Source organism: Bacillus sp. FSL K6-1000, from assembly GCF_038630785.1.
Taxonomy (GTDB): domain Bacteria; phylum Bacillota; class Bacilli; order Bacillales; family Bacillaceae; genus Bacillus; species Bacillus safensis.
Genome location: NZ_CP152042.1, coordinates 3,612,304 through 3,626,892 on the forward strand (window position 1 = coordinate 3,612,304; position 14,589 = coordinate 3,626,892).

Below are 14,589 nucleotides of genomic sequence, written 5' to 3' on the forward strand. Positions count from 1 at the left end.
TTTCTATAGGAGGTGCTGATTTGGCAGCTAAAATAAAGGACATTGCAGAAAAAGCAGGTTTATCCATTGCAACGGTATCTCGCGTACTGAACCAAGATCCCAACCTATCTGTCACCGATCAAACACGCGAAAAAGTATATGCCGCCGCAGAAGCTTTGTCCTACCAAAAGAAGACATTCAAACATTCATTAAAAAAAATCGCCTTTCTCTATTGGATGACCGAAAAGGAAGAGCTTGAAGATATTTATTTTAAATCCATTCGACTCGGCATTGAGGAACTCACCAATACTCGGAGCTTAAATGTCACCGCTTACAATCCTTCTGATGGGCTTCATTCCATTGATCCTGCTACAGAAGGGATCATCGCCATCGGCCGATTTAAAACGTCAGAGCTTGACCAATTATATGCGGTCACTCCGCACATTGTCTTTATTGATACGACACCGGATGAAGATCGTTTTGATTCTGTAAAGCCGAACCTGAAACGAATTGTTGAAAAGATCGTCGATTCTTTTATCTTAAAAGAACACTCATCCATTGGATTCATTGGCGGCACAGATCTTGATCTCAATACGAATGTGCACATTCCAGATATTCGTGAAACGACTTTCCGTGAATACATGCTTGCCCGCCATATGCTTGATGAGCGATTGGTCTATATCGGCCACCATTTCTCAGTCGATGAAGGCTATGCGCTCATGATGAAGGCGATTGATGAGCTTGGTGATGATCTGCCCACCGCTTTTTGTGTCGCTAGTGACCCTCTTGCCATTGGCTGCTTACAAGCATTAAATGAGCGCGGATTTTCTCTGCCGAATCGCGTCAGCGTTTTTAGTATCAACGATATTCATGTATCTCAATATGTGTCGCCGCCGCTCACCACGTATCATATCCATACGTCATTACTTTGTGAGACAGCGATCGATTTACTTTTAGAAAGACTTGTGGACGGCAGAACATTGCCTAAAACTGTTCTGATTGCCTCAGAACCTGTTTTTCGAAAAAGCACCATATAATCAACTGGAAGCCCCTCCTAATGTGGAGGGCTTCTTTTCTCTCTATATGAGTAAAAAATTTTACTTAATAAATTTAATAAAATATGTTTACTTTTTTTACTTAAGTTGATATTCTCACATTAAGAAAGCGTTTTCTTATCATCTGTGAAAAAAGAACGAGAGGGGATTACCAATGAAAAAGGGAAAATGGGCGACATTATCAGCAGTCGTTGGTACTGCTGTGCTTCTGCTTTCAGCATGCGGGCCAGGAGATGACAATTCAAGCGGGAGTCAGCCAGCATCTACAGGTACAAAGACCTTGCTAGTATGGGAGGATGTCAAAAAGTCTGATGGGATTCAAGACGCTGTAAAAGAATTCGAAAAACAAAACGATGTGAAAATCAAAGTGGTCGAAAAAGCGTATGCTGACCAAATCGAAGCTCTCCGCCTTGATGGAGCAGCCGGGACAGGCCCAGACGTCATCACAATGCCTCACGATCAAATTGGATCAGCTGTCACTGAGGGGCTGTTACAGGAAATCAAGCCTGATCAAAAAGTAATCGATTCCTTTACAGACGAATCCATTCAATCACAAACGGTAGACGGCAAGCTGTATGGCCTTCCGAAATCCGTTGAAACGACTGTGCTTTTCTATAACAAAGACCTTGTCAAAAAGGCACCAACTACACTTGATGACTGGTATGACCTTTCGAAAAAGCTGACAAAAGACGGGAAATACGGTTTTGTTGCGAAATGGGATGAAATTTACTATGCACAAAGTGTGTTAGGCGGATCAGGGGGCTATATTTTCAAACAGAAAAGCGATGGCTCCTATGATGTGAATGATATTGGCCTGAACAACAATGGCGCCATCGAAGGCGGAAAATACATTCAAAAATTCTTTAGCGAAGGACTTTTCCCGAAAGGTATCATCGGTGAACAAGGAATCAATGTCCTCAACTCCTTATTCACAGAGAAAAAGGCGGCAGCTGTCATTTCTGGTCCATGGTCATTTGGTCCATATAAAGAAGCTGGAATTGACTATGGCGTAACAGAGCTGCCAACACTCCCTAATGGAAAGCATATGAGCTCATTCTTAGGTGTAAAGAGCTACAACGTCTCCTCTTATTCTAAAAATAAAGACCTTGCTGAGAAATTTGTTGAGTTTATCACGAATGAAAAAAATTCGAAGAAGCGATTTGAAGTAACAGAGGAAATTCCACCAGTGAAAAAGCTGATGAAGGATCCAATTATTACTGAAAACGTCAATGCGGATGCTGTTTCAAAACAAACGAAATATGCCACGCTGACACCGAATACCCCTGAAATGGCAGAGGTGTGGAAGCCGATTGACAGCGCATTAGGTCTCATTGCAACCGGACGAACAGATGTGAAAAAGGCATTTGATGATGCGGTCAATCAAATCGACTCTCAAATTAAAGCAAATCACTCTAAATAATCTTCAAACACGGGTAGCCTTTAAGTCTATCAAGCTGCCCGTATTTGATCTAATTTCATATGAAGTAGGTGTTAGACGTGACGGGTAACCTTGAACTAGACCGCACACACATAGTGGAATCAAAGACACACCGGAGACGGGCGCTAATGTTCTCCTTAATACCCGGGATGGGGCAGATATACAATAAACAGTACGGCAAAGGGGCACTTTTTTTCCTATTCGGCGTCTCTTTTATCATCGTATTTTATGATTTATTTAATATTGGCTTCTGGGGGCTGTTCACACTAGGTACGATGCTGCCTCGTGACAACTCTGTTTTTCTTTTGGCAAAAGGGATTATTGCACTGTTAACAGCTGGTTTTGGTATCGGCTTTTACGTACTCATGATGCGTGACGCTTTTATAAACGGAAAAAAACGTGATCAAGGGGTTCCGCTTCATTCCATCCGAGCTCAATATCATCAGCTTATCGACCAAGGCTTTCCTTACTTAATGAGCACTCCTGCTTTCTTTTTACTTCTATTCTCTGTTGTCTTTCCTATTATGTTCAGCTTTGCGCTGGCTTTTACGAACTACGATCTATACCACTCGCCTCCTGCCAATCTGATTGATTGGGTAGGGATCAAGAACTTTCAAAATATCTTTTCAATTGATATTTGGAGAGACACTTTCATTGATGTACTTGGCTGGACCGTCGTATGGACGTTGGCTGCGTCGACCCTTCAATGTGCCATTGGCATCTTTCTAGCGGTTCTGCTCAACCAGAAGGATTTAAAGGGAAAACGTTTTTTTAGAACGATTTTGATTCTTCCTTGGGCTGTTCCAGGTTTTGTGACCATTTTGGTGTTTGCCGGACTGTTCAACGATACATTTGGAGCCATTAACAACACACTTTTTGCATCGATTGGGATTGATCCAAAACCATGGCTAACAGATCCATTTTGGAGCAAAATCGCCCTCATCGCGATGCAGACTTGGCTTGGATTCCCTTTTGTTTTCATTATGACAACCGGTGTTTTACAGGCGATTCCAGAGGATCTATACGAAGCTGCGACCATTGATGGGGCAAACTTCTTTCAGAAATTCCGGTCCATCACGTTACCGCTTGTCCTTTATTCCATTGCGCCTATATTAATCACGCAATATACGTTTAACTTTAACAACTTTAATATCATCTACTTATTTAATGGCGGAGGACCGCCTGTGGCTGGCTCAACTGCTGGGGGAACGGACATCTTGGTTTCTTGGATTTACAAACTCACGATGCAGTCTTCTCAATATGCACTTGCTGCCGCAGTCACGATCTTACTTTCAATCTTTGTCATCGCCATTGCACTCTGGCAGTTTAAGAGAACGAATTCATTCAAAAAGGAGGACATGATGTGATATGGGATCAAAACAAAATAAGCTCATTCGCCTGAGCATCACTTATTTTATCCTTTTCATTGCCTCCATTTGTATTCTATATCCACTGCTTTGGACGATCGGTGCTTCCTTTAATCCTGGGAACAGCCTGATGAGTACCAGTATGTTTCCGAAGAATCCAACGTTCAGCCATTTCACCGAGCTGTTCTTCGGTCAGGGGGCACTTTATGCAAAATGGTATTGGAACTCAATGAAGATCAGTATTGCCACTATGGTTTTAACGCTGATTCTTGTTAGTTTTACAGGCTATGCCTTTTCCAGATTCCGCTTCAAAGGACGGAAAAATGGGCTGATGCTCTTTTTGCTGCTGCAAATGATTCCTCAATTTTCAGCGCTGATTGCGATTTTTGTTCTTGCTCAAATGCTTGGACTCATTAATAGCCACCTTGCCCTGATTTTGATTTATGCAGGTGGACAAATTCCGATGAATACGTATTTAATGAAAGGCTATCTTGATGCGATTCCGAAGGATCTCGATGAATCAGCCAGAATGGATGGCGCAGGGCATTTCCGGATTTTCATCCAAATTATTATGCCGCTCGCTAAGCCCATCTTAGCCGTTGTCGCGATCAACTCATTTACAGGACCACTGGGTGATTTCATCATTTCCAGTGTCATTGTCCGCTCACCCGAAATGTATACGCTCCCAATCGGTCTGTACAATCTTGTGTCAGATAAAATGGGTGCCAGCTACACGACCTTTGCAGCCGGGGCTTTACTCATTGCGATTCCAGTCGCTTTATTGTTCCTTGTTTTACAAAAACAATTTGTGTCCGGCCTCACACAAGGCGGGACAAAAGGATAAGGGGAGATTTGATGAAGAAATGGTTGCTTGTCACTGTTGCCTTTTTCTTTCTGATAGGGTTAGGTGTTTTGCCTGAAGCTAAGGCAGATGCGATTTCTGTTCAGCCGATCAATGGATTGCAAGGTGATTTCATCAAAGGAGCCGATATCTCTATGCTTGCAGAAGTAGAGAAAAGCGGTGGCAGATACTACAACCAGAACGGACAGCAGGTTGATCCGCTCAAGCTATTAAAGGATAAAGGCGTCAACTATGTGCGTATCAGACTGTGGAACCATCCATATGACAATCAAGGCCGTGCTTATAACGGCGGGACAAATGATCTCAATACAGCCATCGCTTTATCGAAACGTGCAAAAGCACAAAATATGAAAGTGCTGCTTGATTTTCACTACAGTGATTTCTGGACGGATCCGGGTAAACAATTCAAACCGAAAGCGTGGGCGTCCCTCTCACAAAGTGATTTAGAAAAAGCAGTCGGCACTTACACAGGCGATGTGCTCAAAGCGATGAGAGCGCAAAATGCCTTGCCGAATATGGTTCAGGTCGGGAATGAGTTGAACTCAGGTATGCTGTGGCCAAACGGAAAAAGCTGGGGTGAAGGCGGTGGTGAATTTGATCGGCTCGCTGCTTTGCTAAAAGCTGGCACAAATGCCGTCCGCTCTGTCGATTCAAACATCAAAATCATGCTTCACCTTGCACATGGCGGAGACAATGGTGCATCCCGCTGGTGGTTTGATGAAATCACAAAACGAGGCGTCTCATTCGATACAATCGGTTTATCTTATTACCCGTATTGGGACGGCGGCTTTAGCGGTCTTACGTCCAATATGAATGATATTAGTGCCCGCTATAACAAAGACGTCATCGTGGTGGAAACTGCTTACGGCTTTACGACAGCAAACGGTGACAACCTAGATAACTCATTTAATCAAGACTCTGTCAACACAGCCGGCTATCCAGCCTCACCTCAAGGCCAGGCATCTTTTATACGAGATCTATCCGAAAAGATTTCAAAAGTAAACAACAACCGCGGAAAAGGATTCTTTTATTGGGAGCCGCTTTGGATTCCAGCGAAAGGTGCCCCGTGGTCTAGTCAATACGGGCTCGCTTATATTCAAACCACCGGTACTGTCGGAAATGCGTGGGAAAATCAAGCGATGTTTGATTTCAACGGAAAAGCACTACCTTCTCTTGATGTATTTAAACAAATGACACCGTAACTAAAAGGATAGGACGTGACAAAATGGGAAAGCGTTACCCACTCGTTCACCCAAATGTGAAAGGCTTTTTGCATGGTGGCGATTACAATCCAGATCAATGGCTCCATATGCCAGAGATCATTGACGAAGATTTTCGATTAATGAAGCTTGCACACTGTCAAACATTCTCCATCAACATATTCGCATGGAGTAAGCTAGAGCCAAAAGAAGGTCAATATGACTTTGCTTGGCTGGATGACATTATGGACCGCTTGGCAGCGCAGGGGGCACACGCCATTCTCGCTACGCCAAGCGGGGCAAGACCTGCTTGGCTGTCGCAAACATATCCAGAAGTATTGCGCGTCGAAGCGAATCGTCAGCGTAACTTACATGGACTGCGCCATAATCATTGCTTCACCTCTCCGGTTTATCGAGAGAAAACGAACACACTCAACCGGCTGCTTGCGGAACGCTACAAGGATCATCCAGCACTGATCATGTGGCACATTTCAAATGAGTACGGCGGCGAGTGTCATTGCGATCTTTGCCAGGAAGCATTTCGAGACTATTTGAAGGACAAATACAATCATGATCTTGAGGCTTTGAATCAAGCATGGTGGACAGGATTTTGGAGCCACACGTATAGTGATTGGTCACAAATCGAGTCTCCCGCACCACACGGGGAGCACATGATTCACGGCATGAACCTGGATTGGAAACGCTTTGTCACAGCGCAAACGATTAATTTTTATCAAAATGAAATTGAACCGCTGCGGGAATTGACGCCTCATATCCCAGTAACCACGAACTTTATGGGTGACTATCCACATATGCGTCCATTCCTTGGGCTGGATTATCATCAATTTGCTAAAGAGGTCGATGTGATCTCATGGGATAGCTATCCTGCTTGGCATAGCGGCAGAGAAACAACTGCCGAATTAGCATCAAACGTCGCCTTTGTACATGATTTGTATCGTTCATTAAAGGACGGACAGCCGTTTCTCGTCATGGAGAGTACGCCGAGCCTTGTGAACTGGCATGAAGTCAACAAGGTCAAACATAAAGGCATGGCACACCTTTCTGCCATGCAGGCCATTGCCCACGGATCAGACTCCGTGCTTTATTTCCAGTGGCGGCAAGGCCGAGGCGCCTCTGAAAAATTCCACGGTGCCGTTGTTGATCATTCCGGTCATGAACATACGCGCGTGTTTCAAGAGGTAGCTGATCTAGGAAAACAACTGGAGCAGTTGCAGCCAATTGCGGGCACATCTGTTCAGCCAGAGGTTGCCATCATTTACGATTGGGAAAACCACTGGGCCATTGATGATGCGCAAGGCTTAAATAATACAAACAAACGCTATGTAGAGGCTTGTCAAACTCACTATCGAAGCTTTTGGAAAAAGGGCATTCCTGTTGACATTGTCGGAATGGAAAAGGATTTCTCATCCTATCGTGTGCTCATTGGGCCAATGCTCTACATGATCAAACCAGGCGTTGCAGAAAAAATTGAAGCCTTTGTCAAAGCGGGCGGCATTTTTATTGCGACTTACTGGAGCGGCATGGTCGATGAAAATGATCTCTGTTTCCTCGGCGGTTTCCCTGGTCCTCTCCGCCATGTACTTGGCATTTGGGCAGAGGAAATCAACACATTGATGCCAGATGAACATGTGTTAATGACGACAGGAAATGGACGCACCTATCATGTCGGACAATATTGCGAATCCATACATCCTGAAACGGCCTCTGTGCTAGGGCATTTTGAGAATGGCTGCTACGAAGGACAGCCAGCCCTGACTGTCCGTTCATTAGAAAAAGGGAAGGCATACTATATGGCCTCAGAAAATGAACAGGCTTTTTATGATGAGTTTTACGAAGACCTTATCGCAGGCATTGGCATACAGCCCGTCCTATCCACTGCAATTCCAGAAGGAGTCAGTGTACAAAAACGAACAGACGGTACGCAGGACTATGTGTTTTTGATGAATTTTTCAGAAGAGCAGCAGAACATGTCACTAGATTCAGAGGCAAGCTATGAGAATATACTGACTGGCCAGCAAGTGCCTGAGCAGCTTCAACTTGATCCTTACGAGTACGTCATCTTGAAAAAATAATTGAAAGAAGCGTCCATTTATTGGGCGCTTTTTGATTTCAATGAGTATATATACCCATATTTATCGCTGTGAATTTATTAGTTATTTTTTATCTAAATTTTTTTGCAATATTTGATGCCGCATTACGACTGGTCTCTCCATCCTTTTTTACCATTGTATAGGTATGAAAGCGGTTGCTTCATACTCATAAATTTGATAATCTTTTTTTTCAATGCACCTATGGGAGTGCATTGGATGAAAAGAATAGATAAATGTAAACGGTTTATTTGCAGGGGGAGGGGCTTATGTTAACGTTTGTTGGATTGTTGATTATTTTAACGATTGTTGTGCTGCTGATTTGGGGGAAAGCAAGTCCAATTGTCGCCATGGTCATGGTGCCTTTAATAGGGGCACTCATCGCGGGATTTGGGATCAATGACATTCAAACCTTCTTTGAGGAAGGGATTATCAAAGTATTACCGGTGGCGACCATGTTTATCTTCGCCATTTTATTTTTTGGCATTTTGCAAGATACAGGGTTCTTTGAACCTGTAATTAAAGCTTTAATCAAGCTGACAAAAGGAAATGTTGTCACAGTTGCAATGGGAACTGCTTTAATTGGGGTTATCGCACACTTAGACGGAGCAGGAGCTACGACCTTTTTATTAACTGTACCTGCACTGCTTCCGCTTTATAAAAAATTACATATGAGTCCTTATTTGCTGCTGTTATTAATCGGGACGAGTGCCGGATTAACCAATATGATTCCATGGGCCGGACCGACTGGACGGGCAGCAAGTGTCCTAAATATGGATCCCTCTGAACTGTGGGTGCCACTCATTCCAATTCAGCTCATTGGCGTTGTGCTCGTATTAGGGATGGCATTCATTTTAGGAAAAAGGGAAGAAAAACGAATTCGGGTGAAAATTGCTGCAAATGAAATAGCTGCGGTTCAACTAGAAGGTGCAGATTGGGATCGTGCCATTCAGTCTATTAGTGAAACGGGAGACGCCTCTTTAAAGCGTTATCATCTCATCTGGGTCAACCTCATCCTATTTGTATCTGTTGTCGTGCTTCTCGTGTTGAACGTGATTCCTGCTAGTTTTATGTTTATGATTGGCCTGTCACTGGCACTATTGATTAACTTTCCGAATGTGAATCTGCAAATGGAAAGAATTAAGGCACACGCACCTAGTGCGCTGATGATGGCGGCTGTCATTTTCTCCGCAGGGTCATTTTTAGGAATTCTTGAAGGCACGGGGATGCTGAAAGCCATTGCTGTGGACAGTATTCACATTTTACCAGCCTTCTTGCTGCCATTTTTACATATCATTGTTGGGCTGCTTGGGGTGCCGCTGGATATGCTGACAAGTACAGATGCCTATTATTACGCCCTTCTGCCAATTGTTGAATCCATTACATCTGAAGTTGGCGTACCAGGCACTTCTGCGGCATATGCCATGATGATTGGGAACATCATCGGAACCTTTGTCAGCCCGCTTGCTCCCGCTGTTTGGCTCGCTGTAGGTCTTGCAGGGGTTGATATGGGGAAACACATCCGCTACTCTTTCTTTTGGATGTGGGGATTCAGTATTATCCTTCTGTTCGTGGCGATGCTGATTGGCATCATTTAAAAAGAAAGACATGCGCGGATATGCGCATGTCTTTTCTATCATTATGAAGGATATTCACTTGTGTGAATGTCTGTATTCGGCTTTCTAATAAGAGACATTAATCCAATGATAAACAATAGAACCATTGGAACGAATGCAAGGCCAACTGTTCCAATTAAAAGAGTCACAGCAGAAACCAAGAAAAGAATACCTGATAGCACGGCACGGCGGTCAGTTTTCAAGAAAATCACACCAACAATCGACAGCACAGCCGCAATTGCGGAAACGACCATGAACTGAGTACCAAATGCATGAACCGAAGCCTGAAGCGTTTCGATCGGCAATGTTTCTCCTTCCTCTTTTAACACTTCATTGATTTCATCATAAAAAGATGGACCCACAGAAAGGATTAATGCCCCAAACCCAACACCAATGGCATTGAGGACAATACTAATAATCCCCATAATTTTTTCACCTTTACGTTTCATCATGTGTAAACCTCCTAAAAAGTTAAATTAACCTGTTTTCACTTCTCGCTTTTGGAAGACGATTAAGGCAATGGCTAAGAAAATAGCCCAATAGATGACTAGGACGATTAATGAGAATCCTAGAGACATACCTTCGATAAGAGTAACCTGTTCCATAAAGTATTGGGATGGATCGTTTGCAAATAACAGATATTTTGACCAATCAAAGAAGAGCATTAAAATACCTGTGACTGATCCACCCACAATATACGCTAACACACTAATGGCAATGGAGATAGCTTCACTTCTAAATACTGTAGAAATGGCGAACGAAAGGGTTCCCAAAACGACAAACATTGCACAATGAGCAAGATAATAATAGACCATATTGGCAAACTGCGAACGTTCAATCACTTCACCATTTTGATACACCAAATTCACATAATCAGTGTTAAGTCCAAAGAAAATAGCACCCAATATGAATGACAAGATAAATAGCACCACAACAAGTAAAAGAGCATAAAGCTGTACTGTAATATATTTAGATATTAGGATCTTTAGTCTTGATGGTGGACGAATCAATAATAATTTAATTGTACCATGCTTGTATTCAGCCGACACAATGGTGGAAGCAATAATGATCACAAACACACCGACTAGCTGAAGTAAATTGGCGTTTGTTTTCACATAGTCCCATACACTGCCGCTAAACTGATCAGCTGGCGGCAAGTTATGCTTGATTCGATAATCATTAATAGCGATCTCTTTTTCAAGCTCTCTTTTAAAGAAACCATTCTCTGTCTCTTTGAGCTCCCTCTTGTTTTCCTTATTCATCATTTCTAGCTGGGTTTTCCAATCACCTGAAGCTTGATCTTTGTCATTTGTTTTCACTACAAAGATCAGCGTGGCAATCATACCTAACACAAGAAGCCCAACCATAATCCAAGTACCAATACGATAACTGATCTTCATCCACTCGTTTTGAATGAGGCGAATCATACGTCTGCCTCCTTTTTACCTGTTAAGCTTAAGAACTTATCTTCTAAGGTTTGTTTTTCGATTTTGATTTCGTACAAATGAATAGACGCGCTGCTCAAATGACGAATTAATTCTGGCATTTTTTGTTCTGGCATAGAGAAGAATAAATACTGCTCCTCTCCTCTTACAGTGACGCCTTCCTCAAATGCACCAATGAGCTTCTGTGCTTCTTCAAGCTCACCAGCTGCTACCTTCATTCGATAATTAACCAAATCATCCTGCTTCGTCTCAGCACGCTGATCCTCAATGGCAACTAGCTTTCCCGTTTGGATAATTGCAAAGCGATCACACATCAATTCCATCTCTGACATGAGGTGACTTGAAACAATAACAGCCAGCCCTTCTTCCTTTGCAAGCCTTCTCAAGTAATCTCGTATCATTCGAATCCCCTCAGGATCAAGTCCATTGGTTGGTTCATCTAAGATTAGCAGTTTCGGTCTATGTATGAGTGCCTGCGCAATGCCCAATCGCTGTTTCATTCCTAATGAAAATGTACGCACACGTTTATGTTTCACATGCTGTAAGCTGACTAGCTCTAACAGCTCATCAATACGCGCTTCATCCACTTTCCCATTCATTCTGGCAAAGTGAACAAGATTTTGTCTTGCCGTTAAATGATTATACATTTCTGGATTTTCAATAATCGCACCGACATGTTGGATGGCATGCTGATAGGATGTTTGAATACTATGACCATTAATCAGAATGTCACCAGATGTAATGGGAGAAAGACCGACCATCATACGAATGGTTGTTGTTTTCCCTGCACCATTAGGTCCTAAGAAGCCAAAGACTTCGCCCGCTTGGACAGAAAAGCTCAAGTCTTGAACAATCTTTTTCCCGCTAATATGTCTAGATACATTATGCAGTTCTAAAACGTTCGTCACGTTACCTCTCCTTCTTTGTCTAAGTTTCATCTATCATTCTATTTCCTGATAAACACCATGATCCGTCAAAAATAGAAATACACTTCCATATGGTACAGCAATGCCCAAAAGTTGTGAAGGGGATTAGCCAAAATTTAGCGAATCATCTGCCTTTTTTAAGGTAGGGTTAAGGTAATGATTTAAAATACTGTTTATAGAATGTGGGATTCAAAATGATGATGCACTTATAGGATCCCCGCTTACTCTCTTAACATAAATATATAATAGAGGCATGCAATAAGATGTAAAGATAAGTCACCCTGCTTTTTTTCAATACTAACTGTTGCAGGAGGTATTATTTTATCGTATGTAATTTCAGCTATCGTCTGCTCTGAGTTTTCTAATCTAACACGTCTATTGGAAAAATCTTTCTTTAGACAATATATAGTATCATTTATTATTAATTTCATCATTGGATTTATTTTAATTTTAGTTCTATCTTCTAATAATAACCTTCCTTTATCTTTACATTCTATGACCCAATTTGAACGTAACATTGATTGGAGAGATTTATTTTCAGTAGCCTTTACAATCATATTAGAATTCGAATCCATTACTTCAACATTCACATAAAACTCATCAAATATGTGATCAATCAACTTTTCAACTTTGTTTGTATAAAATCTTTTTATAAATCCAATGGTGATTTCTTCTTTATTACTAATTGGTATACATTTGGTCGTTTTTTTGATCACAGGCTTCTTAAAATATCCAAACTCCATTTTTATCTCCCATTTATTTTTAGACTCAATTAATTTATGAAATGATAAGCTTAAATTATTCCAATAATATATACGGATATTCCTTTGAATAGTTCCTCATCATTTTAAAAACTGTATAAAAATATAAAACACCTAATTTATTAAGGGATATGTTTCCTTTAACAATTTAGGTGTTTTTTGTACAACTACAACATTCTTATACTTATTTCTTGCTCAGATTTAGCAAGTTCTAATAGTATAACTTTTTTTGTTTATATCTTTTTCACAAACTCTGATTTTAATTTCATTGCGCCGAAGCTAGGGATTTTACAATCAATGTTATGATCGCCTTCCACTAAACGAATGCCTTTGACCTTCGTTCCTATTTTCAAAACGGATGAAGAACCTTTTACTTTTAGGTCTTTAATAACAGAGACCGTGTCCCCATCACTTAACAGGTTCCCATTCGCATCTTTGACAACAAGCTGTTCCTCTGCCGCTTGCTCTTGTTCAAGTGACCATTCATGCGCACACTCAGGACAAACCAGCAGACTGCCGTCCTCGTATGTATAAGGTGAGCTGCACGAAGGACAATTCGGTAGATTAGACATTTTTGTTTCCTCCAACTTTCTACATCATTTATATCGATTTTACCACATTTCTCATAGAAGGAATGTGATAGAAAAGGAAACATTTTTCACCTTTTACTTTTTTATTCCAAATTCTAACAAAGCTGCGATATTCCGAGCTGTTCTCTCTACATGAAGATTTGCATCGCGTATCGCCTCAGAAAGAGAGGTAATACCTGGAACAATACTAAAAAGTGCATCAATTCCATGATCATGTACGACTGCACTGTCTTTTGAAAGAGAGCCTGCGATGGCAATCACGGGTAGATTATACTGCTTCGCTGCTTTGGCTACGCCGATTGGCGTTTTTCCATAAATGGTCTGCCGGTCAATTCGGCCTTCTCCCGTAATGACAAGGTCTGCCTCCTTGATGATGTCATCAAAATGAACAGCTTTCAGCACAATATCGATTCCTCTTTGCAAATCGGCTTTTAAAAAGCCTAATAAACTCGCACCAAGTCCTCCTGCCGCTCCTGCCCCTGCTGCATCTTCAAAGGATATATTGAACTGCTTTTCAGCTACTCGTGCAAAATGAGCTAGGTTCTTGTCTAACACTTGAACCATTTCTTCATCTGCTCCCTTTTGAGGGCCGAAAACGGCAGACGCTCCTCTCTCACCTGTTAAAGGATTATCCACATCACAAGCCGCCTCCAGCCGGACGGATTGCAGTCTTGGATCGAGTCCAGATAAATCAATTGAAGCTAATTGATGAAGTGCCCCGCCGCCTGACGTCAGTGCATGTCCTGTTTTATCAAGGAAAGCTGCACCTAATCCTTGCATCATCCCAACACCGCCATCATTTGTTGCACTTCCGCCAAGCCCAATGATCACATGCTTCGCTCCTTTATCCAGCGCTGCAAGTATTAATTCACCAGTTCCTCTCGATGTCGTCCATAACGGATTACGTTTTTCTCGCGGAACAAGGTGTAATCCAGAGGCTGCAGCCATCTCTATGACAGCAGTCTGACTGTCTCCTAACATGCCAAAAAAAGCATCCACAGGCTCACCAAGCGGGCCCGTGACCACTTGATGAACAATGTGCCCGCCCGTCGCATCAACCAACGATTGAACAGTCCCCTCTCCTCCATCTGCCATTGGCAGTTTGATATATTCTGCGTTTGGCAAAATAGAACGAAATCCTCGCTCAATGGCACATGCTGTCTCATAAGCAGATAAACTTTCTTTAAATGAATCTGGTGCGATCACAATTTTCATCCTAAAGCCCCTCTTTTCTTATCATGTC

At 42.2% G+C, this 14,589-nt stretch carries 13 protein-coding genes; 7 read left to right on the forward strand and 6 right to left on the reverse strand.

What is annotated here, in order from left to right; genetic code table 11:
* Window positions 1–20: 20 nt before the first annotated feature.
* From MHI46_RS18785 to MHI46_RS18815, 7 genes are all read left to right on the forward strand, one after another.
* Complete coding sequence (locus MHI46_RS18785; protein WP_151284947.1) at window positions 21–1,016, forward strand: LacI family DNA-binding transcriptional regulator; 996 nt, start codon at window positions 21–23, stop codon at window positions 1,014–1,016.
* 172 nt (window positions 1,017–1,188) lie between these two features.
* On the forward strand, window positions 1,189–2,454 hold the full coding sequence (locus MHI46_RS18790; protein ID WP_039182694.1) for an extracellular solute-binding protein: 1,266 nt from the start codon (window positions 1,189–1,191) through the stop codon (window positions 2,452–2,454).
* A gap of 146 nt (window positions 2,455–2,600) precedes the next feature.
* Entirely contained in the window at window positions 2,601–3,839 is a 1,239-nt protein-coding gene (locus MHI46_RS18795) for a sugar ABC transporter permease (protein WP_342503014.1), read from the forward strand.
* A gap of 1 nt (window position 3,840) precedes the next feature.
* Window positions 3,841–4,683: a sugar ABC transporter permease gene (locus MHI46_RS18800; protein WP_041087477.1), complete on the forward strand. Its 843-nt coding sequence runs from the start codon at window positions 3,841–3,843 to the stop codon at window positions 4,681–4,683.
* 11 nt (window positions 4,684–4,694) lie between these two features.
* Complete coding sequence (locus MHI46_RS18805) at window positions 4,695–5,903, forward strand: glycosyl hydrolase 53 family protein (RefSeq protein ID WP_039182699.1); 1,209 nt, start codon at window positions 4,695–4,697, stop codon at window positions 5,901–5,903.
* Between the two features lie 23 nt (window positions 5,904–5,926).
* On the forward strand, window positions 5,927–7,993 hold the full coding sequence (locus MHI46_RS18810) for a beta-galactosidase (protein ID WP_126682532.1): 2,067 nt from the start codon (window positions 5,927–5,929) through the stop codon (window positions 7,991–7,993).
* 284 nt (window positions 7,994–8,277) lie between these two features.
* The gene (locus MHI46_RS18815) at window positions 8,278–9,606 is read left to right on the forward strand and encodes a citrate:proton symporter (protein ID WP_058838401.1); all 1,329 of its coding nucleotides are present in this window, start codon (window positions 8,278–8,280) and stop codon (window positions 9,604–9,606) included.
* A gap of 41 nt (window positions 9,607–9,647) precedes the next feature.
* Here the strand turns inward: MHI46_RS18815 and MHI46_RS18820 are convergent, their stop codons facing one another.
* The 6 genes from MHI46_RS18820 to MHI46_RS18845 form a co-directional block, all read right to left on the reverse strand.
* Window positions 9,648–10,076, reverse strand: a complete 429-nt coding sequence (locus MHI46_RS18820; RefSeq protein WP_039182706.1) for a DUF4064 domain-containing protein — start codon at window positions 10,074–10,076, stop codon at window positions 9,648–9,650.
* Window positions 10,077–10,100: 24 nt separating this feature from the next.
* Entirely contained in the window at window positions 10,101–11,051 is a 951-nt protein-coding gene (locus tag MHI46_RS18825) for an ABC transporter permease (RefSeq protein ID WP_342503015.1), read from the reverse strand.
* Window positions 11,048–11,977, reverse strand: a complete 930-nt coding sequence (locus tag MHI46_RS18830) for an ABC transporter ATP-binding protein (RefSeq protein ID WP_342503016.1) — start codon at window positions 11,975–11,977, stop codon at window positions 11,048–11,050. Before MHI46_RS18830 ends, MHI46_RS18825 begins: the two co-directional genes overlap by 4 nt.
* 239 nt (window positions 11,978–12,216) lie before the next feature.
* Window positions 12,217–12,738, reverse strand: a complete 522-nt coding sequence (locus MHI46_RS18835; RefSeq protein WP_342503017.1) for a hypothetical protein — start codon at window positions 12,736–12,738, stop codon at window positions 12,217–12,219.
* Window positions 12,739–12,989: 251 nt separating this feature from the next.
* Window positions 12,990–13,328: a zinc ribbon domain-containing protein YjdM gene (locus tag MHI46_RS18840; RefSeq protein ID WP_024423969.1), complete on the reverse strand. Its 339-nt coding sequence runs from the start codon at window positions 13,326–13,328 to the stop codon at window positions 12,990–12,992.
* Between the two features lie 93 nt (window positions 13,329–13,421).
* Window positions 13,422–14,561, reverse strand: coding sequence for a glycerate kinase (locus MHI46_RS18845; protein WP_342503018.1), 1,140 nt, complete (start codon window positions 14,559–14,561; stop codon window positions 13,422–13,424).
* Window positions 14,562–14,589: the final 28 nt, after the last annotated feature.

What these genes read in the sequence shown, in the direction of transcription:
- MHI46_RS18840 (WP_024423969.1), bottom strand. Translation starts at nt 13,328, where the DNA reads ATGTCTAATCTACCGAATTGTCCTTCGTGCAGCTCACCTTATACATAC.
- MHI46_RS18800 (WP_041087477.1), top strand. Translation starts at nt 3,841, where the DNA reads ATGGGATCAAAACAAAATAAGCTCATTCGCCTGAGCATCACTTATTTT.
- MHI46_RS18825 (WP_342503015.1), bottom strand. Translation starts at nt 11,051, where the DNA reads ATGATTCGCCTCATTCAAAACGAGTGGATGAAGATCAGTTATCGTATT.
- MHI46_RS18820 (WP_039182706.1), bottom strand. Translation starts at nt 10,076, where the DNA reads ATGATGAAACGTAAAGGTGAAAAAATTATGGGGATTATTAGTATTGTC.
- MHI46_RS18835 (WP_342503017.1), bottom strand. Translation starts at nt 12,738, where the DNA reads ATGGAGTTTGGATATTTTAAGAAGCCTGTGATCAAAAAAACGACCAAA.
- MHI46_RS18845 (WP_342503018.1), bottom strand. Translation starts at nt 14,561, where the DNA reads ATGAAAATTGTGATCGCACCAGATTCATTTAAAGAAAGTTTATCTGCT.
- MHI46_RS18810 (WP_126682532.1), top strand. Translation starts at nt 5,927, where the DNA reads ATGGGAAAGCGTTACCCACTCGTTCACCCAAATGTGAAAGGCTTTTTG.
- MHI46_RS18790 (WP_039182694.1), top strand. Translation starts at nt 1,189, where the DNA reads ATGAAAAAGGGAAAATGGGCGACATTATCAGCAGTCGTTGGTACTGCT.
- MHI46_RS18815 (WP_058838401.1), top strand. Translation starts at nt 8,278, where the DNA reads ATGTTAACGTTTGTTGGATTGTTGATTATTTTAACGATTGTTGTGCTG.
- MHI46_RS18795 (WP_342503014.1), top strand. Translation starts at nt 2,601, where the DNA reads ATGTTCTCCTTAATACCCGGGATGGGGCAGATATACAATAAACAGTAC.
- MHI46_RS18805 (WP_039182699.1), top strand. Translation starts at nt 4,695, where the DNA reads ATGAAGAAATGGTTGCTTGTCACTGTTGCCTTTTTCTTTCTGATAGGG.